The organism is Pseudescherichia sp., assembly GCF_031998825.1.
GTDB lineage: Bacteria > Pseudomonadota > Gammaproteobacteria > Enterobacterales > Enterobacteriaceae > Pseudescherichia.
On the sequence record NZ_DAMACX010000045.1, the window covers coordinates 1 to 21,878 of the forward strand.

The 21,878-nt window shown below is 58.6% G+C and carries 19 protein-coding genes; 11 read left to right on the forward strand and 8 right to left on the reverse strand.

All coding sequences use genetic code 11. The features are described from left to right. From dapA to ypfH, 6 genes are all read left to right on the forward strand, one after another. Window positions 1-794, forward strand: a 794-nt coding sequence (dapA, locus tag RTP97_RS17195) for a 4-hydroxy-tetrahydrodipicolinate synthase (protein WP_312415832.1), incomplete at its 5' end; no start/stop codon positions are given. A 16-nt stretch (window positions 795-810) separates the two neighbouring features. Further along, window positions 811-1,842, forward strand: coding sequence for an outer membrane protein assembly factor BamC (bamC, locus tag RTP97_RS17200; protein WP_312415834.1), 1,032 nt, complete (start codon window positions 811-813; stop codon window positions 1,840-1,842). A gap of 117 nt (window positions 1,843-1,959) precedes the next feature. Then, on the forward strand, window positions 1,960-2,673 hold the full coding sequence (gene purC, locus RTP97_RS17205; RefSeq protein ID WP_103818897.1) for a phosphoribosylaminoimidazolesuccinocarboxamide synthase: 714 nt from the start codon (window positions 1,960-1,962) through the stop codon (window positions 2,671-2,673). Window positions 2,674-2,801: 128 nt separating this feature from the next. Next, window positions 2,802-3,662, forward strand: a complete 861-nt coding sequence (locus RTP97_RS17210; RefSeq protein ID WP_312415836.1) for a neutral zinc metallopeptidase — start codon at window positions 2,802-2,804, stop codon at window positions 3,660-3,662. A gap of 24 nt (window positions 3,663-3,686) precedes the next feature. Beyond that, a complete protein-coding gene (locus tag RTP97_RS17215) occupies window positions 3,687-5,708 on the forward strand; it encodes a GNAT family N-acetyltransferase (RefSeq protein WP_312415838.1) in 2,022 nt (673 codons plus the stop codon). Between the two features lie 77 nt (window positions 5,709-5,785). Beyond that, on the forward strand, window positions 5,786-6,484 hold the full coding sequence (ypfH, locus tag RTP97_RS17220) for an esterase (protein WP_312415840.1): 699 nt from the start codon (window positions 5,786-5,788) through the stop codon (window positions 6,482-6,484). A gap of 48 nt (window positions 6,485-6,532) precedes the next feature. Here the strand turns inward: ypfH and RTP97_RS17225 are convergent, their stop codons facing one another. From RTP97_RS17225 to RTP97_RS17235, 3 genes are read right to left on the reverse strand one after another with little or no spacing between them, the layout of a single operon-like run. Next, window positions 6,533-6,721 carry a YpfN family protein gene (locus RTP97_RS17225; RefSeq protein WP_042389360.1) on the reverse strand — a complete coding sequence of 63 codons (189 nt, stop codon included), beginning with the start codon at window positions 6,719-6,721 and terminating at the stop codon, window positions 6,533-6,535. Between the two features lie 26 nt (window positions 6,722-6,747). Continuing rightward, on the reverse strand, window positions 6,748-7,875 hold the full coding sequence (dapE, locus tag RTP97_RS17230; RefSeq protein ID WP_312415842.1) for a succinyl-diaminopimelate desuccinylase: 1,128 nt from the start codon (window positions 7,873-7,875) through the stop codon (window positions 6,748-6,750). Between the two features lie 3 nt (window positions 7,876-7,878). Beyond that, window positions 7,879-8,235 carry an ArsC family reductase gene (locus tag RTP97_RS17235; RefSeq protein WP_312415880.1) on the reverse strand — a complete coding sequence of 119 codons (357 nt, stop codon included), beginning with the start codon at window positions 8,233-8,235 and terminating at the stop codon, window positions 7,879-7,881. 476 nt (window positions 8,236-8,711) lie between these two features. Here RTP97_RS17235 and ypfM point away from each other — a divergent pair, with 476 nt between their 5' ends. After that, window positions 8,712-8,771 (forward strand): protein YpfM, encoded by a 60-nt coding sequence (gene ypfM / locus RTP97_RS17240; protein WP_100181659.1) that lies wholly within the window; start codon window positions 8,712-8,714, stop codon window positions 8,769-8,771. Window positions 8,772-8,869: 98 nt separating this feature from the next. Here the strand turns inward: ypfM and acrD are convergent, their stop codons facing one another. After that, window positions 8,870-11,986, reverse strand: coding sequence for a multidrug efflux RND transporter permease AcrD (acrD, locus tag RTP97_RS17245; RefSeq protein ID WP_312415844.1), 3,117 nt, complete (start codon window positions 11,984-11,986; stop codon window positions 8,870-8,872). A gap of 204 nt (window positions 11,987-12,190) precedes the next feature. On the opposite strand from acrD, the gene nudK reads away from it, so the two are divergent. Beyond that, window positions 12,191-12,766, forward strand: a complete 576-nt coding sequence (nudK, locus tag RTP97_RS17250) for a GDP-mannose pyrophosphatase NudK (protein WP_312212649.1) — start codon at window positions 12,191-12,193, stop codon at window positions 12,764-12,766. A 129-nt stretch (window positions 12,767-12,895) separates the two neighbouring features. After that, complete coding sequence (locus tag RTP97_RS17255) at window positions 12,896-13,939, forward strand: DUF1176 domain-containing protein (RefSeq protein WP_312415847.1); 1,044 nt, start codon at window positions 12,896-12,898, stop codon at window positions 13,937-13,939. Here RTP97_RS17255 and tkt read toward each other — a convergent pair. Both tkt and tal read right to left on the reverse strand, forming a co-directional pair. After that, a complete protein-coding gene (tkt, locus tag RTP97_RS17260) occupies window positions 13,929-15,923 on the reverse strand; it encodes a transketolase (protein ID WP_312415850.1) in 1,995 nt (664 codons plus the stop codon). The genes RTP97_RS17255 and tkt overlap by 11 nt on opposite strands. Before the next feature lie 20 nt (window positions 15,924-15,943). Next, window positions 15,944-16,894: a transaldolase gene (gene tal, locus RTP97_RS17265; protein ID WP_312212646.1), complete on the reverse strand. Its 951-nt coding sequence runs from the start codon at window positions 16,892-16,894 to the stop codon at window positions 15,944-15,946. Window positions 16,895-17,175: 281 nt separating this feature from the next. On the opposite strand from tal, the gene maeB reads away from it, so the two are divergent. Further along, window positions 17,176-19,455, forward strand: a complete 2,280-nt coding sequence (gene maeB / locus RTP97_RS17270) for an NADP-dependent oxaloacetate-decarboxylating malate dehydrogenase (RefSeq protein WP_312415853.1) — start codon at window positions 17,176-17,178, stop codon at window positions 19,453-19,455. 5 nt (window positions 19,456-19,460) lie between these two features. Here the strand turns inward: maeB and hemF are convergent, their stop codons facing one another. Together hemF and amiA are read right to left on the reverse strand one after the other, a co-directional pair. Beyond that, window positions 19,461-20,363: an oxygen-dependent coproporphyrinogen oxidase gene (gene hemF, locus RTP97_RS17275; protein WP_312415856.1), complete on the reverse strand. Its 903-nt coding sequence runs from the start codon at window positions 20,361-20,363 to the stop codon at window positions 19,461-19,463. Next, complete coding sequence (amiA, locus tag RTP97_RS17280) at window positions 20,363-21,235, reverse strand: N-acetylmuramoyl-L-alanine amidase AmiA (protein ID WP_312415859.1); 873 nt, start codon at window positions 21,233-21,235, stop codon at window positions 20,363-20,365. Before amiA ends, hemF begins: the two co-directional genes overlap by 1 nt. A gap of 209 nt (window positions 21,236-21,444) precedes the next feature. On the opposite strand from amiA, the gene RTP97_RS17285 reads away from it, so the two are divergent. Next, on the forward strand, window positions 21,445-21,870 hold the full coding sequence (locus RTP97_RS17285) for a GNAT family acetyltransferase (RefSeq protein ID WP_312212642.1): 426 nt from the start codon (window positions 21,445-21,447) through the stop codon (window positions 21,868-21,870). Window positions 21,871-21,878 lie beyond the last annotated feature (8 nt).

Below are 21,878 nucleotides of genomic sequence, written 5' to 3' on the forward strand. Positions count from 1 at the left end.
ATTATCATGTCGCCAGCGGAACCTCGGCGATTGTATCGGTAGGGACTACCGGTGAGTCCGCCACGCTGAGCCATGAGGAACATGGTGACGTCGTCATGCTGACTCTGGAGCTGGCCGACGGGCGCATCCCGGTTATTGCAGGCACGGGCGCAAACGCCACCGCTGAGGCCATTAGCCTGACTCAGCGCTTCAACGACAGCGGCGTGGTAGGCTGCCTGACGGTCACGCCTTACTACAACCGTCCAACGCAGGAAGGGCTGTTCCAGCACTTTAAAGCCATCGCGGAACACACTGATCTGCCGCAAATTCTGTATAATGTACCTTCGCGTACCGGTTGCGATATGCTGCCTGAAACCGTGGGCCGCCTGGCGAAAGTGAACAATATTGTCGCAATCAAAGAGGCTACCGGGAACTTAAGTCGCGTTCATCAGATCAAAGAGCTGGTTTCAGATGACTTTGGTCTCTTAAGCGGCGACGATGCCACCGGGCTGGATTTCATGCAGCTTGGAGGTCACGGCGTGATCTCCGTGACCTCCAACGTGGCCGCACGCGATATGGCCGAAATGTGCCGTCTGGCCGCTGAGGGGCACTTTAGCGAAGCGCGGGTGATTAACCAGCGTCTGATGCCGTTACACAACAAACTATTTGTCGAACCCAATCCTATCCCGGTGAAATGGGCATGCAAGGCATTGGGGCTTGTGGCGACCGACACGCTGCGTCTGCCGATGACGCCGATTACCGACCACGGTCGTGAGGCTGTTACCGCTGCGCTTAAGCACGCCGGTTTGCTGTAAAGTTTAGGGAGATTTGATGGCTTACTCAGTACAGAAGTCGCGCCTGGTGAAGGTAGCGGGTGTTTCGCTTGTTATGCTGCTCGCTGCCTGTAGTTCGGACTCGCGCTATAAGCGCCAGGTTAGCGGTGATGAATCCTATCTGGATGCCGCGCCGCTTGGTGAACTTCATGCGCCTGCTGGCATGATCCTGCCGGTGCAGAACGGTGACTACAACATTCCAGTAACCAACGGCAGCGGTGCCGTCGGTAAAGCGCTGGATATCCGCCCACCGGCCCAGCCGCTGGCGCTGGTAACGGGTGCCCGCACCCAGTTTACCGGTGATACCGCAACGCTGCTGGTGGAGAACGGCAACCGCAGCACGCTGTGGCCGCAGGTGGTAAGCATTGTTCAGGGCAATAACTACGCGATTGATAAACGCGACGACGCCGCGCAGACCCTGACCACCGGTTGGGTTGACTGGAATCGCCTCGATGAAGATCAGCAGTACCGTGGCCGTTATCAAATCTCGGTTAAACCGCAGGGCTATCAGCAGGCGGTTGTCGTGAAGCTGGTGAATCTGGAGCAGGCTGGCAAGCCGGTGGCCGATACCGCCTCGCTGCAGCGCTACAGCACCGAAATGCTGAACGCCATCTCCGCCGGTCTGGATAAAACCGCCACTGCGGCACAAAACGCTGCGCAGAACCGCTCTGCCGCCACCCTCGACGTACAGAGCGGTGCCGACGATACCGGTCTGCCGATGCTGGTGGTTCGTGGGCCGTTTAACGTTGTCTGGCAGCGTCTGCCCGCCACCCTTGAGAAGGTGGGCATGAAGGTGACCGACTCCACGCGCTCAACCGGCAGCATGGCGGTAACCTATAAGCCGCTCTCTGACAGCGACTGGCAGGCAATTGGCGCGCGCGATCCGGGCCTCACCTCCGGCGACTATAAGCTGCAGGTAGGCGATCTCGATAACCGCAGCAGCCTGCAGTTTATCGATCCGAAAGGGCACACCCTTACCCAGTCGCAAAACGACGCGCTGGTGGCCGTTTTCGAAGCGGCATTCCAGTAAATAATCAGGCCGGATTGCTCCGGCCTTTTTTATCAGGGTAGACGCAAACGTGTGCGTAGCGGATAATGGCCGCAATTAGTTCTCAAATCATCACACCTGGAACCTGGAGTAACAAAGATGCAAAAGCAAGCTGAGTTGTATCGTGGCAAAGCGAAGACCGTATACAGTACGGAAAACCCGGACCTGTTGGTGCTCGAATTCCGCAATGATACGTCAGCAGGGGATGGCGCGCGCATTGAACAGTTCGATCGTAAGGGCATGGTGAACAACAAGTTCAACCATTTCATTATGAGCAAGCTGGAAGAGGCGGGCATCCCAACACAGATGGAGCAGCTGCTCTCCGATACCGAATGCCTGGTGAAGAAGCTCGAGATGGTTCCGGTAGAGTGCGTTATCCGTAACCGCGCGGCAGGCTCGCTGGTGAAGCGTCTGGGTATTGAAGAGGGCATGATCCTGAATCCGCCTCTGTTCGATCTGTTCCTGAAAAACGATGAAATGCACGATCCGATGGTCAATGACTCCTACTGCGAAACCTTCGGCTGGGTGAATCAGAAGAACCTGGCGCGCATGAAAGAGCTGACCTACAAGGCCAACGACGTGCTGACCAAACTGTTTGACGACGCCGGTCTGATCCTCGTGGACTTCAAGCTGGAGTTTGGCCTGTTTAACGGCGAAGTGGTGCTGGGCGATGAGTTCTCCCCGGACGGTAGCCGCCTGTGGGATAAAGAGACCATGGATAAAATGGATAAAGATCGTTTCCGTCAGAGCCTTGGCGGCGTGATCGAAGCCTATGAAGCCGTGGCTCACCGTCTCGGTGTGAAACTGGACTAGTTTTAACGCGTAAGTATTAGCCGGAGGCGTTCCCCACTCCTCCGGCCTGTTACAGCACCTTTCTTATGGTAATCCTGCCCTTAACCGCCTACGATCAATCATATTATTAAAATATCTCTGAGGTGATTATGCGTTGGCAAGGGCGTCGCGAAAGTAATAACGTTGAAGACAGGCGTAACGAAGCAGGCAGTCCGCTGGGCGGCCGCGGTCTGCGTTTGCCCCGGGGTAAGGGTGGGATTATTCTGCTGATAATTGTGGTGATCGGTGGCTACTACGGCGTGGATTTAACCGGGCTGCTTACCGGTCAGCCCATCTCCCAGCCGGGTACCCAGCAGGTTGCTACCCCGCAGGAGAATGAATCGGCGAAGTTTACCCGCGTCATTTTTGCTACTACCGAAGAGACGTGGACCCAGCTGTTTGAGAAAATGGGCCGCACCTACCAGCAGCCTACGCTGGTGATGTACCGTAACTATACCCAGACCGGCTGCGGTACCGGCCAGTCGGTCATGGGGCCGTTCTATTGCCCCGCGGACGGCAAAGTCTATATCGATCTCTCCTTCTACGAAGAGATGAAGAGCAAGCTTGGTGCGGCAGGCGACTTTGCTCAGGGCTACGTGATTGCCCATGAGGTCGGCCACCACGTGCAGAAGCTGCTGGGCATTGAACCGAAAGTACGCCAGCTGCAGCAAAATGCTTCCCAGGTTGAGGTGAATCGCCTGTCGGTGATGATGGAGCTGCAGGCCGACTGCTTCGCTGGCGTCTGGGGCCGCAGCATGCAGCAGCAGGGCGTGATGGAGGAGGGCGATCTGCAGGAGGGGCTGAACGCCGCCGAAGCGATTGGGGACGATCGTCTCCAGCAGCAGAGCCAGGGCCGGGTAGTACCGGATAGCTTTACCCACGGCACCTCCGAGCAGCGTTATACCTGGTTTAAACGCGGCTTTGACACAGGTGACGTTGCCCAGTGCAACACCTTTGGCAAAAATCTGTAAGGCTTCAATTTCGGGAAGAGTGACATGGAGCGTTTGATCGCCCTGAGCGCGCAGATGGCGCACGAGGGCATCCGTCGCCTGCTGGTTGTCAGCGGGGAAGAGACGTGGTGCCAGCAGCAGGCCGCCGCCCTGATTGTTAATCAGGGAGCGCTGTGGGTGGGCGAAGAGCAGGATGCCTCCCTGGCGGCACACTACTGCCACCCTCGGGCGTTAACTACGCTGCTGGGCCGTGAGTTCAGCCATGCCGTCTTTGATGCTCGCCGGGGTTTTGACGTTGCCGCCTTCGCGGCTCTCGGCGGTACGCTGCGGGCGGGAGGCTGGCTGATCCTGCTCACTCCCGCACTTGCCCGCTGGGCGCAGACCCCCGATGCCGACGCCTGCCGCTGGAGCGATACCGCTCAGCCCATCGCCACCCCACGCTTTATCAATCACTTTTGCCGCACGCTACAGGCGCACGGCGAGGCGATCCTCTGGCAGCAGGGGCAGCCGCTCACGCTTCCTGACTTCGCGCCACGTCCGGCATGGCACCCGGCCAGCGGCGCGCCGGAGCGTGAGCAGGCCGCAATCCTCGCAGAATTAAGCTCAATGTTGCCTGGCGTGATGGTGGTCACCGCCCCGCGCGGACGCGGCAAATCGGCGCTGGCGGGAATGCATCTTCGTTATTTGCAGGGCAAAGCCATCGTGACCGCTCCTGGGCGGGCTGCCACTGACGTGCTGGCGCAGTTTGCCGGGGAGGCGGTGAACTTCGTCCCGCCGGATGCGCTGCTCCAGCGTCTTAGTGATAAAAACGCTGACCACCCTGACTGGCTAATTGTGGATGAGGCCGCGGCCATTCCTGGCCCGCTGCTGCGCGAGCTGATCGCCGGGTTCAGCCGGGTTCTGCTCACCACCACCGTGCAGGGCTACGAGGGGACAGGGCAGGGCTTCTTATTGAAGCTCTGCGCCGGGCTGGATCGCCTGCAACACAAAAATCTAAACACGCCGCTGCGCTGGGCCAACGGCTGCCCGCTGGAGGCCTTTATCAGTGACCTGCTGCTGTTTGATGATGCCGTCCCTTTCTCTGACTCCAGCGTTGAATACCGTATAGCTTCTCTGACGCAGGATGCGTGGCTGACGTCGCCCGAGCAGCCCGCCGCGCTCTACCGCCTGCTAACCAGCGCCCACTACCGGACGTCGCCTCTCGATCTACGGCGAATGATGGATGCCCCAGGGCAGCATTTCTGGCAGGCGGTGGCCGATGAGCAACCTATTGCCGCGCTGTGGCTGGTGGAGGAGGGGGGACTCTCGCCCGATCTGAGCCAGGCGGTATGGGCGGGCTTTCGGCGGCCGCGCGGCAATCTGGTGGCCCAGTCGCTGGCCGCGCACGGCGCCAGCCCGCTGGCGGCTACGCTGGAGGGACGTCGTATCAGCCGCATCGCCGTTCACCCCTCACGTCAACGGGAGGGCATCGGCCAGCGGCTGATCGCCGAGGCGCATGTCCACAGTGCGGGCTGCGACTATCTTTCGGTGAGCTTTGGCTACACCCGGGAGCTGTGGCGGTTCTGGCAGCGCTGTGGCTTTCAGCTGGTGCGGCTGGGCAGCTACCGCGAGGCGAGCAGCGGCTGCTACACGGCAATGGCTATCCTGCCGCTCACCTCTGCGGCAGAGGCGCTGGTGGCAACGGAGCAGCGCAGGCTGGCGAGGGATCTGCCCTGGCTGGCCCCCTGGCGTGCTGAAAAGTTACCCCTGCCGCCGGGAGAGCCGACTACCCTTAATAGTGATGACTGGCTCGAGCTGGCCGGTTTTGCCTTTGCCCATCGTCCGCTCTCAGCGGCCACCGGCGCGCTCAGTCGTCTGCTGAACCATAGCGACCTGCCGCTGGCCGCGCTGCGCAGCCAGCTGGAGCAGGGTCTCAGCGAGGCAGAGGCGTGCCAGCGTCTACGGCTGGCCGGACGTAAGGCGCTGCTGGCCGCTCAGCGAAACGAGACGGCAGAGGCGCTGACTTCTCTGGACAGAGACCGGGCAGCACAGAGCCAGCAGCAGGTTGCCACTCTGCAATTTTTTTAACAATCTCATTCAGTTAAATGGCATGGTCATTGCCGATGCACGGCGTAAACTTACCTCAACGCTATAAGGAGACCGCCATGGAACATGAATATTATGTTGTACAACGTCCTGACAAACCTGCCAGCCAGCTGCTGCTGCTGTTTCATGGCGTTGGCGATAATCCGGTGGCGATGGGGCAGGTCGGCACCGGCTTTGCCGCCCGCTTTCCGGATGCGCTGATCGTCAGCGTTGGCGGAGCTGAACCCTGCGGTCCGGCTCCGGCGCGGCAGTGGTTCTCCGTGCAGGGCGTGACGGAGGAGAACCGTCAGCAGCGCGTGGACGCCATCATGCCAGCCTTTATTGAGACCGTACGCTACTGGCAACGCGAGAGCGGGCTGGGGCCGCAGGCCACGGCGTTGATTGGCTTCTCGCAGGGGGCGATCATGTCGCTGGAGGGGGTCAAAGCCCAACCGGATCTGGCGTCGCGGGTGATTGCCTTTAACGGCCGCTTCGCCAGCCTGCCGACGACTATCGGCGCGGCGGTGACTATCCACCTAATCCACGGTGGGGAGGACCGGGTGATTGAGCTGACGCACGCCGTTGCCGCCCAGGAGGCGCTGTTACTGGCCGGAGGCGATGTGACGCTGGATATCGTTGACGATCTGGGACACGGCATCAGCCAGGAGAGTATGCAGCTGGCGCTCGATCGTTTGAGCTATACCGTGCCGAAGCACTATTTTGATGAGGCGCTCAGCGGCGGTAAGTTCAATGACGACGATATCGTTGAATTTATGTAGATTTGTAGGCCGGGCAAGCGAAGCGCCGCCCGGCGTAACCCTAACCGACTACTTTTTCTTCGGCCAGTCGTCTTCGTCGTCCCACTTATCGTTAAAGTCGCGATGCGGGGGCAGATCGGGTTTGTTGGCGAGAAATTTCTTATGGTCGACGCGCTTGAGGTCTTTAATAACGTTCAGCAGCACGCCCACCAGGAAAACCAGTAACAGAATCCACCAATATTTAGCCAGCCATTCCATGCTCATGTCCTCATTCAGAAACGCGATTATGCAACCAGCTGTTCCATAATACGTTGATACATACGGGCCAGCAGCTGCAGGTCGGCGGCGTTTACGCATTCGTTGATTTTATGAATGGTCGCATTCACCGGCCCAAGCTCGACCACCTGCGCACCCATCCGCGCGATAAAGCGTCCGTCCGAGGTGCCGCCCGTGGTTAACAGCTGCGGTTCAATTTCATTATAGTGCGCAATCGACTTCACCACCGCATCCACCAGCTTACCGCGCGAGGTAAGGAACGGCTGGCCAGAGATCCACCAGTCAACGCTGTAGCGCAGCTGATGCTTATCCAGCAGCTCAGCCACGCGGGCTTTGATCGCCTCGTCGGTAAGCTCGGTGCTGAAGCGGAAGTTAAACTGCACCTTCAGATCGCCGGGGATGACGTTATTGCTGCCGGTCCCGGCCTGAATATTGGCGATCTGCATGCTGGTTGGCGGGAAAAATTCGTTACCCCGATCCCACTCGATAGCTACCAGCTCGTTAAGCATCGGGGCTGCGCGGTGCACTGGGTTATCCGCCAGATGCGGATAGGCCACGTGCCCCTGTACGCCGTGAATGGTCAGGTTACAGGTCATCGATCCGCGACGCCCATTCTTTACTACGTCGCCCACCACTTCGGTACTGGAGGGTTCGCCCACCAGGCAGTAGTCGAGGCGCTCATTACGTGCCATCAGCGCCTCCACAACCTTCACCGTGCCGTGGGTAGCGCTGGCCTCTTCGTCGGAGGTGATCAGAAAGGCCAGACGTCCTCTATGGTTCGGATGCTGGGCCACGAAACGCTCGGCAGCCACCACCATCGCCGCCAGGGAACCCTTCATGTCGGCCGCCCCGCGACCAAATAGCATGCCGTCGCGGATGGTGGGTTCAAACGGCGGGTTGATCCAGCGGTCGGCGTCGCCAGCGGGAACCACGTCGGTATGACCGGCAAATGCCAGCGTCTCGCCCTGGCCGCGCCATGCCCAGAAGTTTTGTGTGTCGCCAAAATCCATCCGTTCAACGGTAAAGCCGATAGCGCGCAGGCGTTCAATCATGAGCGCCTGGCATCCTGCGTCGTCGGGACTGAGAGAAGGGCGGCGAATAAGCTGTTGGGTCAGCTCAATAACCGGGCATGACATAGACTACACCTCGTTAAAATAGTGCTCGTAACTGGATCCTGTGAAACCCAGCAGCATAGGCTTACCGGGCGCGCAGAGCAATGGGCGTTTGATAATTGCAGGCATTTCAAGCATCAACGCGACCGCCGAGGTGGCATTCTGGATACTTTCTCGCCGCGTTTCATCCAGCTTACGCCAGGTAGTACCGCGCGTGTTCAGCAAGGCTTCCCACCCCAGCTCGGCAATAAAGCGTTGCAGCATATCAGCATCCAGCCCGTCGGCGCGGTAGTCATGGAAGCGGTAGGCGATCTGCTGCTCATCCAGCCAGCGGCGCGCTTTTTTGACGGTATCGCAGTTCTTGATGCCGTACAGCACCGGCAGAGTGGCAGACGCAATGTCGTTCATAAAATTTCACCTTGTTAATGCAGAGGGCCAAAGTATTACCTGAACCGCTGCGATGGTGAAGCAATTTGTTTTAGTTTTAGATTGTTGTTCATCTATTTTGCATAACTTCACGTGTCGCCAGTAAATAATTAGCAGGCAATGATTAATATTATTGTGCATTAATAAGATTATTTATTGCGCAATATTTGCCCAGGGAATATCCGAAAAGCCCTCTTGCGCAGACTGGACGAGAAAAGCGTAAAGTTGCGAGGTGCGTCACGCTGGCGAAACGTTTCGCTGCCCGCTTTTAGGAATGTTGCTATATGTCACATTATTACAGCCGCCGCTGCGTCATAGTCTCTTCAAGCCAAACTAATAACGCGGAGGTGTCCAATCATAGCAATTGATTTAGCGTCTCTTCACAGCAATGGCGAATTTTTGTAGAATACCCATAATAATTAGATGAGGTTGTTATGATTGAGCATGAACTGGGGAACTGGAAAGATTTTATCGAAGGTATGCTTCGTAAATAATTCCGGATACGCACTAAGAAAGAAGCACTAATATAACAGAAGCGTGAACAATATCACGCAACAGCGAGGCGGCCACTATAGGCCGCCTTTTTTGTTGTTCAATCTTCCTGACGCTCTTTTAGCGGGAAGCGCTGCCGCACCAGCACGAAGAAGAGCGGGACAAAGAAAATCGCCAGCACGGTAGCGGAGATCATCCCGCCCATGACCCCGGTTCCCACCGCGTGCTGGCTGCCGGAGCCAGCGCCGCTGCTGGTCGCCATCGGCAGGACGCCAAAGATAAACGCCAGAGAGGTCATCAGGATCGGCCGCAGGCGCTGGTGACAGGCGTGGAGCGTGGCCGAGAGCAGATCCTGGCCTTTGGCATTCATCTCGTTGGCAAACTCGACGATCAAAATGGCGTTTTTCGCCGATAGTCCAATGACGGTAAGCAGCCCCACCTGGAAGTAGACGTCGTTCTCCAGGCCGCGCATCCAGGTCGCCAGTAACGCGCCGATCACGCCGAGCGGTACCACCAGCATCACCGAGAAGGGCACCGACCAGCTCTCATAGAGCGCTGCAAGACAGAGGAAGACCACCAGCAGGGAGATAGCATACAGCGCCGGAGCCTGCGCACCGGAGAGCCGCTCCTGGTAGGACATCGCGGTCCACTTGAGGCCAAAGCTGCCGGGCAGCTGGCTCACCAGGTTCTCCATAATGTCCATGGCGGTGCCGGTACTGACCCCGGTCCCAGCCTCGCCGACAATCTCTACGGCGGAGTAACCGTTGTAGCGCTCCAGACGCGGAGAGCCGGTCTCCCAGCGGGAGGTAGCGAAGGCGGAGAAGGGCACCATGCCGCCGACGTTGTTGCGCACGTACCACAGGTTAATATCGTCCGGCAGCATACGGTATTTCGCCGCCGCCTGGACGTAGACCTTCTTCACGCGCCCGCGATCCATAAAGTCATTCACGTAGCTGGAGCCCCATGCGGTTTGCAGCGTATCGTTGATATCGTCGATAGAGACACCGAGCGCCTGAGCCTTGTGCTGATCGATATCGATCTGTAACTGCGGACTGTCATCCAGGCCGTTATGGCGTACCCGGGCGAGGGACGGATCGCGCCCGGCCAGATCCAGCAGCCTGTCGCGGGCGGCCATCAGGGCGTCATGTCCGGCTCCAGCGTGATCCTGTAGCTCCATATCAAACCCGGCCGAGCTGCCGAGGCCGCTGATAGCCGGTGGGCTGCTGGCATAGACCCGCGCCTCGTTGATATCGCGAAACGCCTTCGTAGCACGGTCGATAATGGCGAAGGAGCTGCCGGTGGTTGGATCGCGCTCGTCCCAATCTTTCAGGCGGACAAACATACGGGCCACGTTCTGGCCGTTGCCGCCCGGCCCGGAGCCGATGGTGGCGAAGACCGACATGACGTTATCTTTCTCATGGGTCGCGAAGTAATCCTCTACCTTCTGCACCACCTTCAGCGTCTGCTGCTGGGTGGCGCCGCTGGGCAGCTGCACCGAGGTGGTGAACATGCCGCGATCCTCCTGCGGCAGGAACGAGGTCGGCAGGCGCAGGAAGAGAAATACCATGCCGCCGAGCAGCAGGGCGTAGATCAACATCCAGCGCAGGCTGCGGTGGAGGATTTTCGCGACGCCGGACTCGTAGCGCGCTGCGCTGCGGTTAAACATCCGGTTGAACCAGCCGAAAAAGCCCGTCTGCCCGTGCTGCTCCCCTTTATGTATCGGCTTGAGCAGGGTCGCGCAGAGCGCAGGGGTGAGGATCATCGCTACCAGCACCGACAGCACCATTGCCGCCACGATGGTGATTGAGAACTGGCGATAGATTGCCCCGGTGGTGCCGCCAAAGAAGGCCATCGGCACAAACACCGCCGACAGTACCATCGCGATACCCACCAGCGCGCCCTGGATCTGGCCCATCGATTTACGTGTGGCCTGGCGCGGGGAGAGACCCTCTTCGCTCATGATGCGCTCGACGTTCTCGACCACCACGATGGCGTCATCCACCAGCAGGCCGATAGCGAGCACCATGGCGAACATGGTCAGCGTATTGATGCTGTAGCCGAAGGCGTAGAGCACGGCGAAGGTGCCGAGCAGCACCACCGGCACGGCAATGGTCGGGATAAGGGTGGCGCGGAAGTTCTGCAGAAAGAGATACATCACCAGGAAGACCAGCGCGATGGCCTCCAGCAGGGTTTTTACCACGTCGATAATCGAGGCCTTAACGAAGGAGGTAGTCTCGTAGGCCACCTTGTACTCCAGGCCGTGGGGGAAGAAGTGCGACAGCTCGTCGAGCCGGTTGAGCACCAGGTTCGCCGTCTCCATCTCGTTAGCGCCGGAGGCGAGCTTGACCCCAAGACCCGAGGCCGCCTTGCCGTTGAAGCGGCTCAGGTAGTCATACTTCTCCGCCCCCATCTCCACCTGCGCAACGTCGCCGAGGCGCACCTCAGAGCCGTCCTGATTAACCCGCAGGGTGATGTTGCGAAACTGCTCTGGCGTTTCCAGAAGCGACTGGGCGTTGATGGTGGCGTTCAGCGCCTGCTTGTCTACCGACGGCGTGCCGCCCAACTGGCCAACGGCAATCTGCGCGTTCTGCGCCTCAATTGCATCGGTCACATCCTTTGCCGTCAGCTGAACGCTGTTCAGGCGGGCCGGATCGAGCCAAATACGCATTGAATACTGCGAGCCGTAGGCGTCGATGTCGCCCACGCCGTTAACCCGGCTGAGGGGATCCTGAATGTTACTTGCAACATAGTCGGCAATATCCTGCTTATCCATCGAGCCGTCCGTCGAGACGAAGGCGATGGTCAGGATATTGGTATCACCGGTTTTACGTACCGTCACGCCCTGGTTCTGCACCGCCTGGGGCAGCTTGCGCATCGCAGACTGGAGCTGGTTTTGCACCTGCTGCACCGCCTCATCGGGATCGGTACCTGCCGTAAAGCTGAGGGTTACCGTCGCCTGCCCGGTGGCGCTGCTTTGCGAGGACATATACATCAGGTTATCCAGCCCGGTCATGTTCTGCTCGATAACCTGGGTAACGGTATTCTCCAGCGTTTGCGCGGAGGCACCGGGATAGTTGGCCGTGATCCGCACGTTAGGCGGGGCCAGATCGGGATACTGCTCGACGGGCAGCGAAAGAATTGCCAGCGTGCCGGTGAGGCACAAAATGATAGCTAACACCCAGGCGAAAATTGGGCGATCAATAAAGAAATTCGCCATCAGAAGTGAGACCTCTTTTATTGTGCTTTATAACTCAACATTGCTTCATCCCACTTTAGCGGCAATCGCCTGACTAAACGTGGAGAAAAAAAGGAGAAAGTGTAAATTATCACGTTGTTTACCCAGGCCGTGAAGATTAGCTGGCACGACAAGGCAGGCCTCAGAGCGTAAGATGTCTATTCACATTCATCTTTTGGGGCCTGTATGTCGCTGAAAATAGACGTTATCAAAGATAAGATCCTCTCTGAAAACTACTTTGTGTTACGCAATATCACCTATGATTTGACCCGCCGCAACGGGGAGGTGATCCGCCATCGCCGCGAGGTGTACGATCGCGGCAACGGGGCGACCATTCTGCTCTACAACCGGGAAAAGCGCAGCGTGGTGCTGGTTCGTCAGTTCCGCATTGCCACCTGGGTCAACGGTAACGAGGATGGACGACTGATTGAGCCCTGCGCCGGACTGCTCGACAATGATGAGCCGGAAGTGTGCGCTCGCAAAGAGGCCATCGAGGAGACAGGCTATCAGGTTGGTGAGGTCCGGAAGGTTTTTGAGCTCTATATGTCTCCCGGCGGCGTTACCGAAATTGTCCACTTCTTCATTGCTGAATATAGCGACAGCCTGAAGACAAACGTCGGCGGTGGCGTAGAAGATGAGGATATTGAAGTACTTGAGATGCCTTTTACCCAGGCGCTGGAAGCGGTAGCCAGCGGCGAGATACGCGACGCTAAAGCGGTGATATTACTGCAATATTTACAGGCTTCAGGTCTAATGTCTTGATATTTATCGGGTTAAAAACATGCATTTAGAATAAATCTATCCGATAAATCCGATTGAGTCAGCTACCCCAGCACGACGAAGATACCGCTGTTTACTCGCTATGCTTCTACTTCTGGGGTTGTACCGTTCATGCATTATCGCGTTTTGCTGCTGCTACTGCTTAATTTTTGTGTCGCCTCGTCCGCGTGGGCGGCGCCTGCCCAGCAGAGTTTTTCCGACTGGCAGGTCACCTGTAATAACCAAAATTTCTGCGTAGCACGCAATACCGGTGAGCACTATGGATTAGTCATGACCCTGACGCGCAGCGCGGGGGCGCGTACCGATGCGCAGCTGCGTATCGAGCTTGGCGGCAGCCAGACGCCGTCGGCAAAAGAGCCGCCCGTTGCGCCGCGCCTGCTGATCGACGGGATGCCGCTGCGGCTTGAGGCTCAGCATTGGGCCATTTCACCGTGGCGGTTAATCACCGAGCATGCACCGACCATCAGCGCCTTTTTGCAGACCATTCAGAATGCGCAGGCGATAACCCTGAAGGATGGGCAGGGCACGATCTCCCTGGTGGGCCTGAAGGCAGCGCTACTGTTTATTGATGCCCAGCAAAAGCGCGTCGGCAGCGAAACCGCGTGGATTAAAAAGGGCGGTAATCCCTCCCTGAGCGTGCCGCCCGCCCCGGCCCTGAAAGGGGTCGCGGTTGTGAACCCGACCCCAACCCCGCTTACCCGAGAAGAGATGGACTCCCTGCTGGATTACGGCAGCCTGCGAATGAACAACAGCCAGTGCTCTCTGGATCCCATGCGCCGTGAGGTCCGCGTGACCGCCTTAACCGACGACAAAGCGCTGCTGATCGTCAGCTGTGAGGCGGGGGCCTACAATACGGTGGATCTCGCCTGGCTGGTGTCGCGCAAAAAACCCTACGCGGCCAGACCGGTGCGCCTGCGCCTGCCATTTATTCCGGGCAGCGGTAACGATGAGATGGAGTTGATGAACGCCGGGTTCGATCAAAAAGCCCGCGAATTGACAACGCTTGCCAAGGGACGCGGGCTGGTGGATTGCGGAATTCAGACGCGCTGGCGTTTTGACGGCCAGCGTTTTCGTCTGGTGCGCTATGCAGAAGAGCCAAGCTGCGATAACTGGCATGGGCCAGATGCCTGGCCCACGCTGTGGATCACGCGTTAAGTACCTTTTTCGCTTTGGCGACCACATTCTCGACGGTAAAGCCAAAGAAGGGGAACAGCTTGTCGGCCGGAGCGGATTCACCGTAGCCGGTCATCCCGACGATAGCACCCTTCAGGCCGACATATTTGTACCAGTAATCAGCAATTCCGGCTTCAACGGCCACGCGGGCGCTGACGTCTGACGGCAGCACCGACTCACGGTACTCATCATCCTGGGCATCAAAGATATCCGTCGATGGCAGAGAGACCACCCGCACCTTATGGCCTTCGGCGCTCAGCTGCTCCGCTGCCTTCACGGTGATCTCCACCTCAGAGCCGGTGGCGATGAGGATCAGATCCGGCAGGCCGTCGCTGTCCTTCAGGATATAGCCGCCGCGGGAGATGGCTTTCACCTGCTCCGGGGTACGGTCCATCTGGGTGAGGTTCTGACGGGAGAGGATCAGCGCGGTCGGGCCGTTGTGGCGCTCAATCGCCAGCTTCCAGCCCACCGCCGCCTCGACCTGGTCACAGGGACGCCAGGTGCTGAAGTTTGGCGTCAGGCGCAGGCTGGCGAGCTGCTCAACCGCCTGGTGCGTCGGGCCATCTTCTCCCAGGCCGATAGAGTCATGGGTGTAGACCATGATCTGGCGGGCCTTCATCAGCGCCGCCATGCGCGCCGCGTTACGCGCATACTCGACAAACATCAGGAAGGTGGCGGTATAGGGCACGAAGCCGCCGTGGTGAGCGATACCGTTGGCAATGGCGGTCATACCGAACTCACGCACGCCGTAGTGAATATAGTTCCCGGCCGCGTCCTCCTTCAGCGAGGTAGACCCGGACCAGATGGTCAGGTTACTTGGCGCAAGGTCTGCGGAACCGCCCAGCAGCTCCGGCAGCGCCGGGCCGTACTGGTTAAGCGCGTTTTGCGATGCCTTACGGGTAGCAATCTTCGCCGGCTCGGCCTGCAGCTTAGTGATGTACTCCTGAGTCAGCTGCTCCCAATTCTCCGGCAGGCCACCGCCCATACGGCGGGAGAACTCAGCCGCCAGCTCAGGGTGGGCCTTCTCATAGGCAGCGAATTTCTCATTCCACGACTGCTGGGCTTTCTCACCGCGCTCGCGGCCATCCCACGCCTGGTAGATCTCTTTCGGAACTTCGAAGGCCGGGTGCTTCCAGCCCAGCTTCTGGCGGGTCAGAGCGACTTCCTCTTCCCCCAGCGCCGCGCCGTGGGACTCCTCTTTGCCCGCTTTGTTCGGCGAACCAAAGCCAATCACCGTCCGGCAGATAATCAGCGACGGTTTGTCCTTGACGCTCTGCGCTTCAAGGATGGCCGCTTTAATCGCCTCCGGATCGTGACCGTCAATCTCATGCACTACGTGCCAGTGGTAGGCTTCAAAGCGTTTAGCGGTATCGTCGGTAAACCAGCCTTCGGTTTCACCGTCAATGGAGATACCGTTGTGGTCGTAGAAGCCGATGAGCTTGCCCAGCCCCAGCGTGCCCGCCAGAGAGCAGACCTCGTGGGAGATCCCCTCCATCAGGCAGCCGTCGCCCATAAAGGTGTAGGTAAAGTGATCGACAATCTCATGTCCCGGCTGGTTAAACTGCGCTGCCAGCGTGCGCTCGGCAATCGCCAACCCTACTGCGTTAGCCAGCCCCTGGCCGAGCGGGCCGGTGGTGGTCTCGACGCCCGGCGTATAGCCAATCTCCGGGTGACCCGGCGTTTTTGAGTGCAGCTGACGGAAGTTTTTCAGCTCCTCAATCGGCAGATCGTAGCCGGAGAGGTGCAGCAGGCTGTAGAGCAGCATCGAGGCATGGCCGTTGGAGAGAATAAAACGGTCGCGGTCATACCACGTCGGATCGGTCGGGTTGTGCTTAAGGAAATCATTCCACAGCACTTCGGCGATATCGGCCATCCCCATCGGTGCGCCTGGGTGGCCGGAGTTGGCTTTCTGTACCGCGTCCATGCTCAGGGCGCGAATGGCGTTGGCAAGCTCTTTACGGGACATATTTCACTCCATGACAAAAATTAAAGTTTAGCGGCAAGCAGATCTTCAAGTTTGCGCTGGTCAACGGCGAACTGGCGGATACCGTCAGAGAGTTTTTCTACCGCCATCGGATCCTGGTTATGTTCCCAGCGGAATTCAGCTTCGGTCAACGGCTCCTGGCGCGGGAAGCTCTGTGACGTCGGCACCAGCTTGCGTTCAATGGTGCCCTCTTTATCCTGTAGCTCCTGCAGCAGCGCCGGGGAGATGGTCAGGCGGTCGCAGCCGGCAAGGGCCACAATCTGTTCGATGCGACGGAAGCTTGCCCCCATCACAATGGTTTCGTAGCGGTTGCGTTTGTAGTAGTCGTAGATATTACGTACTGATTTCACGCCTGGATCCTCTTCTACCACGTAGGGATCCTGCGGCTTGCGCTGCTGGTACCAGTCGTAGATGCGACCCACGAACGGGGAGATCAGGTAGACGCCCGCTTCGGCGCAAGCTCGCGCCTGGGCAAAGGAGAAGAGCAGGGTCAGGTTACACTTGATGCCCTCTTTCTCCAGCTCTTCAGCGGCGCGGATCCCCTCCCAGGTTGAGGCCAGCTTGATCAGAATGCGCGACTTATCGATGCCCAGCTCCTCATAGAGCTGTACGATACGGCGGGCCTTGGCGATGCTCTTCTCTTTATCGAAGGAGAGGCGGGCATCCACCTCGGTAGAGACGCGGCCCGGAACGCTTTTCAGAATTTCTGCACCGATATTTACCGCCAGCTTGTCGCTCGCTTCGGCAACCTGCTGCTCCTGCGTCTGCCCGCGCGCTTTACCGTACTCCAGCGCATCGTCGACCAGGTGAGAGAAGTGCTCCAGCGCTGCGGCCTTCAGCAGCAGGGAGGGGTTAGTGGTCGCGTCTTCCGGTTGGTAGTGACGAATGGATTCGATATCACCGCTGTCGGCCACGACGGTGGTGAACTGTTTGATGCCGTCTAAGTAGTTCATACACAATACTCCTTGAAAAGCAAAAGCTTACGTGAGTGTGTTGATTCACACTTTTGTGAAAGATGAAACATGCATAACAAAAAAGCATAGCAGACGGGCACCGGTTTGCTAGCGTAAGGGCATAACACTGTTCATATAAATTGATAACAAATTTTGCGACGGGGTCGTCAGAGTTTGGCAGCGTTCAAAGTTTATGCCGCGCTCAGCGGCGATACTAGGCGGCGCGTCAGGAGCGCTATCACGCTTCAACCCTACAAACGATACGTGAAAGGAACATCATAATGGACGACCAGTTAAAACAGAGTGCCCTCGATTTCCACGAGTTCCCGGTCCCCGGAAAAATTCAGGTCTCCCCAACGAAACCGCTCGCCACCCAGCGCGACCTGGCCCTGGCCTACTCGCCGGGCGTTGCCGCTCCCTGTCTGGAGATTGAAAAAGATCCGCTGGCGGCCTTTAAGTACACCGCGCGCGGTAACCTGGTGGCGGTCGTCTCTAACGGCACGGCGGTGCTGGGACTGGGCAATATCGGCGCGCTGGCGGGCAAGCCGGTGATGGAGGGCAAAGGCGTCCTGTTTAAGAAATTCGCTGGCATTGACGTCTTTGACATTGAGGTCGATGAGCTGGACCCGGATAAATTCATCGACGTGGTGGCGGCGCTGGAGCCGACCTTCGGCGGCATCAACCTCGAAGATATCAAAGCCCCGGAGTGCTTCTACATTGAGGCGAAGCTGCGCGAGCGAATGAACATTCCGGTATTCCACGACGATCAGCATGGCACGGCAATCATCAGCACCGCCGCCATTATCAACGGCCTGCGGGTAGTAGAGAAAAACCTCTCCGACGTGCGGATGGTGGTCTCCGGCGCGGGCGCTGCGGCCATCGCCTGTATGAATCTGCTGGTGGCGCTGGGGATGCAGAAGCACAACATCGTAGTGTGCGACTCGAAGGGGGTCATTTACCAGGGCCGCGAGACGCCAATGGCCGAAACCAAGGCCGCCTACGCCATCGAGGATAACGGCAAACGAACCCTGGCGGAGGTGATGCAGGACGCGGATATCTTCCTCGGCTGCTCGGGGCCGAACGTCCTGACCCAGGAGATGGTGAAGCAGATGGCGCGCCAGCCGCTGATCCTCGCCCTGGCGAACCCGGAGCCGGAGATCCTGCCCCCGGTAGCGAAAGCGGTGCGTGCGGACGCGATTATCTGCACCGGCCGCTCTGACTACCCTAACCAGGTCAACAACGTGCTCTGCTTCCCGTTTATCTTCCGGGGCGCGCTGGACGTGGGCGCTACCGCCATTAATGAAGAGATGAAGCTGGCGGCGGTGCACGCCATTGCCGAGCTGGCCCACGCCGAGCAGAGCGAAGTGGTGGCCTCGGCCTATGGCGATCAGGATCTGAGCTTCGGCCCGGAGTATCTGATCCCGAAACCCTTCGATCCGCGCCTGATCGTCAAGATCGCCCCGGCGGTAGCCAAAGCGGCGATGGACTCCGGTGTGGCGACGCGGCCCATCGCCGACTTTACCGCCTATATCGATAAGCTCACCGAGTTTGTCTACAAAACCAACCTGTTTATGAAGCCGGTCTTCTCCCAGGCGCGCAACGATCCGAAGCGGGTGGTGCTGGCGGAAGGGGAGGAGGCACGTGTCCTGCATGCAACCCAGGAGCTGATCACCCTTGGGCTGGCGAAGCCGATCCTGGTGGGTCGTCCGAGCGTAATTGAGATGCGCATCCAGAAGCTGGGATTGCAGATCCGTCCCGGCGTCGACTTTGAGATCGTCAATAACGAATCCGATCCGCGCTTTAAAGAGTATTGGAGCGAGTACTTCAGCATCATGAAGCGCAGCGGCATTACTCAGGAGCAGGCCCAGCGGGCGGTGATCGGCAACACGACGGTGATTGGGGCGATCATGGTGCAGCGCGGCGAGGCGGATGCGATGATCTGCGGCACCATCGGTGACTACCATGAGCACTTTAGCGTGGTTCAACAGCTGTTTGGCTACCGCGACGGCGTGCAGACGGCGGGGGCGATGAATGCCCTGCTGCTGCCAAGCGGCAACACCTTTATCGCCGACACCTACGTCAACGACGATCCTACCCCGGAGCAGCTGGCGGACATTACCCTGATGGCTGCCCAGACCGTGCGCCGGTTCGGCATCGAGCCGCGGGTGGCTCTGCTGTCGCACTCTAACTTCGGCTCGTCGAACTCACCGGCGGCGTGCAAGATGCGCGAGACGCTGGCGAAAGTGCGCGAGCGCGATCCGCACCTGATGATTGATGGGGAGATGCACGGCGACGCCGCGCTGGTGGAGAGCATTCGTCAGGACCGGATGCCGGACAGCCCGCTGAAAGGGTCGGCCAATATTTTGATTATGCCTAACGTCGAGGCGGCGCGGATTAGTTACAACTTACTTCGCGTCTCCAGCTCGGAGGGCGTTACCGTCGGGCCGGTGCTGATGGGCGTGGCGAAACCCGTGCACGTGCTGACGCCTATCGCCTCCGTCCGCCGCATCGTCAATATGGTGGCGCTGGCGGTGGTGGAGGCACAGACGCAGCCGTTATAAGGGCGTTAAATCCACTCTTTGACTTTAATAAACTCGCTGAGGGCGGCTTCCGGGCTGCCCTCCTGCGGCTGGTAGTTATACTCCCACGCCACCTTCGGCGGCATCGACATCAGAATCGACTCCGTGCGCCCGCCGGTCTGTAAACCAAACAGCGTCCCCCGATCCCACACCAAGTTAAACTCGACGTAGCGGCCCCGGCGGTAGAGCTGGAAGTTGCGCTCGCGGTCGCCGTAGGCCATCGCTTTCCGCCGCTGGACAATAGGCAGATAGGCCTGGGTAAAGCCATTGCCTACCGCCTGGGTAAAGGCGAAGCAGCGATCAAAATCCGGTGCGTTGAGATCGTCAAAGAAGAGACCGCCGATGCCGCGCTGCTCCTGACGGTGCTTCAGATAGAAGTAGTCATCACACCACTTTTTATAGCGCGGATAGAGATCCTCGCCGAACGGCTGGCAGAGATCGTGCGCGGTGCGGTGCCAGTGGATCGCATCTTCACTAAAGCCGTAGTAGGGCGTCAGATCGAAGCCACCGCCAAACCACCAGACCGGATCCGCGCCCGGCTTCTCGGCAATGAAAAAGCGCACGTTGGCGTGGCTGGTAGGCACGTAAGGGTTATGCGGGTGCACCACCAGCGAAACGCCCATCGCTTCGAAGCTGCGTCCGGCCAGCTCCGGGCGGTGCGCGGTCGCCGAGGCGGGCAGGGCATCGCCGTGCACGTGGGAGAAGTTCACTCCCGCCTGCTCAAAGACGCCGCCGTCACGCAGAACGCGGGTGCGCCCGCCACCGCCAGCTTCACGCTGCCAGTTATCTTCAAAGAAGTCGCTGCCGTCGATGGCGGAGAGCTGCTGGCAAATCTTGTCCTGCAGCTGAAGGAAAAAGGCTTTCACCAGGTGTGCGTCAGGTTTACTCATTATCGTTTCTTCGAGTGCGCTTTATGATTATCGAACCAGCTAAAGTAGCTCAGTACGCCAGAGGCGATGGCCGAAGCGATCTTCTGGCGAAAGGCCTTGGTACCCAGCAGCTGCTCTTCAGCAGGGTTGGTAATGAAGGAGGTCTCGACCAGCACCGAAGGAACGGAGGGAGACTTCAGCACCACAAACGCCGCCTGCTCGGTGTGCTTGCTGTGCAGGCGGTGCACCGGCTTAATCTGCTTCAGAATATGCGAGCCAAGGGTCAGGCTGTTCTTGATGGTATCGGTCTGCACCAGGTCAAACAGCACCTGCTGCAGATAGTGATCTTTATCGCGTGCTTTTTTGCCCGCCAGGTCGTCGGCGGCGTTCTCACGATCGGAGAGGTATTTTGCCATCGCGCTACTGGCTCCCCGGTTGGAGAGGGCAAAAACCGACGCGCCTGCCGCATCCGGATTGGTAAAGCCGTCGGCATGGATCGACATAAAGAGATCCGCCCCGTGCTGGTGGGCAATCTCGACGCGATCGTAGAGCGGGATAAAGGTATCCCCGGTTCGCGTCAGCCGCGCGTCGATGCCCTTGCTGCGCAGGATGGCGCGGACGTTTTTGGCGATCGCCAGCACCACGTGCTTCTCTTTCGAGCCGTTATGGCCGATCGCGCCGGTATCGATTCCGCCGTGGCCGGGGTCGAGCATGACCACGCGTCTGGCCCCCGCCTTTTTAGCTTTCGGCTTGGTATGCCCGTTACTGGTTTTTAGCGATGCGTCATCTTTGGCAATAGCCTGCGACGTGCCTGTCAGTGTCAACGCCGCCAGACCTGCTTTCAGAACCTGACGACGCGATGTAAGTACTTTTAATGGTTTAAATGTGCTCATACGACCCAAAATGTAATCATGCGTCCCTGGTGTTATAGCGTATCGCTTACAAGCTTACGACACGTCACGCGTTGAATTGCTTTATTTTTCATTTCAATACGTGACCGTCCATTATTATGCCATTTTTTCGTTGCCATTTCGCCGCATATTGGCTTCACTGGCACTTCACGCCATAATCAACCTTTTGACCCAGAAGACAGGTAAATACCATGGAGATACGCGTTTTTCGCCAGGCCGACTTCGAAGAGGTGATCACTCTGTGGGAGCGCTGCGACCTGCTACGACCATGGAACGATCCGGAGATGGACATCGAACGTAAGCTGAATCATGACGTTAGCCTGTTTTTGGTGGCCGAGGTTGGCGGCGAGGTGGTCGGAACGGTAATGGGAGGCTACGACGGCCATCGCGGCTCGGCCTACTATCTCGGGGTGCACCCGGAGTACCGTGGCCGAGGGATCGCCAACGCACTGCTTAACCGTCTGGAGAAGAGGTTGATTGCCCGCGGTTGCCCAAAGATCAATATTCAGGTGCGGGAAGAGAACGATCTCGTGCTGGGGATGTACGAGCGCCTCGGCTATGAACATGCCGACGTCGTCAACCTCGGCAAGCGCCTGATTGAAGATGAAGAGTATTGAATTTTAGT

What these genes read in the sequence shown, in the direction of transcription:
- bamC (WP_312415834.1), top strand. Translation starts at nt 811, where the DNA reads ATGGCTTACTCAGTACAGAAGTCGCGCCTGGTGAAGGTAGCGGGTGTT.
- purC (WP_103818897.1), top strand. Translation starts at nt 1,960, where the DNA reads ATGCAAAAGCAAGCTGAGTTGTATCGTGGCAAAGCGAAGACCGTATAC.
- RTP97_RS17210 (WP_312415836.1), top strand. Translation starts at nt 2,802, where the DNA reads ATGCGTTGGCAAGGGCGTCGCGAAAGTAATAACGTTGAAGACAGGCGT.
- RTP97_RS17215 (WP_312415838.1), top strand. Translation starts at nt 3,687, where the DNA reads ATGGAGCGTTTGATCGCCCTGAGCGCGCAGATGGCGCACGAGGGCATC.
- ypfH (WP_312415840.1), top strand. Translation starts at nt 5,786, where the DNA reads ATGGAACATGAATATTATGTTGTACAACGTCCTGACAAACCTGCCAGC.
- RTP97_RS17225 (WP_042389360.1), bottom strand. Translation starts at nt 6,721, where the DNA reads ATGGAATGGCTGGCTAAATATTGGTGGATTCTGTTACTGGTTTTCCTG.
- dapE (WP_312415842.1), bottom strand. Translation starts at nt 7,875, where the DNA reads ATGTCATGCCCGGTTATTGAGCTGACCCAACAGCTTATTCGCCGCCCT.
- acrD (WP_312415844.1), bottom strand. Translation starts at nt 11,986, where the DNA reads ATGGCGAATTTCTTTATTGATCGCCCAATTTTCGCCTGGGTGTTAGCT.
- nudK (WP_312212649.1), top strand. Translation starts at nt 12,191, where the DNA reads ATGTCGCTGAAAATAGACGTTATCAAAGATAAGATCCTCTCTGAAAAC.
- RTP97_RS17255 (WP_312415847.1), top strand. Translation starts at nt 12,896, where the DNA reads ATGCATTATCGCGTTTTGCTGCTGCTACTGCTTAATTTTTGTGTCGCC.
- tkt (WP_312415850.1), bottom strand. Translation starts at nt 15,923, where the DNA reads ATGTCCCGTAAAGAGCTTGCCAACGCCATTCGCGCCCTGAGCATGGAC.
- tal (WP_312212646.1), bottom strand. Translation starts at nt 16,894, where the DNA reads ATGAACTACTTAGACGGCATCAAACAGTTCACCACCGTCGTGGCCGAC.
- maeB (WP_312415853.1), top strand. Translation starts at nt 17,176, where the DNA reads ATGGACGACCAGTTAAAACAGAGTGCCCTCGATTTCCACGAGTTCCCG.
- hemF (WP_312415856.1), bottom strand. Translation starts at nt 20,363, where the DNA reads ATGAGTAAACCTGACGCACACCTGGTGAAAGCCTTTTTCCTTCAGCTG.
- amiA (WP_312415859.1), bottom strand. Translation starts at nt 21,235, where the DNA reads ATGAGCACATTTAAACCATTAAAAGTACTTACATCGCGTCGTCAGGTT.
- RTP97_RS17285 (WP_312212642.1), top strand. Translation starts at nt 21,445, where the DNA reads ATGGAGATACGCGTTTTTCGCCAGGCCGACTTCGAAGAGGTGATCACT.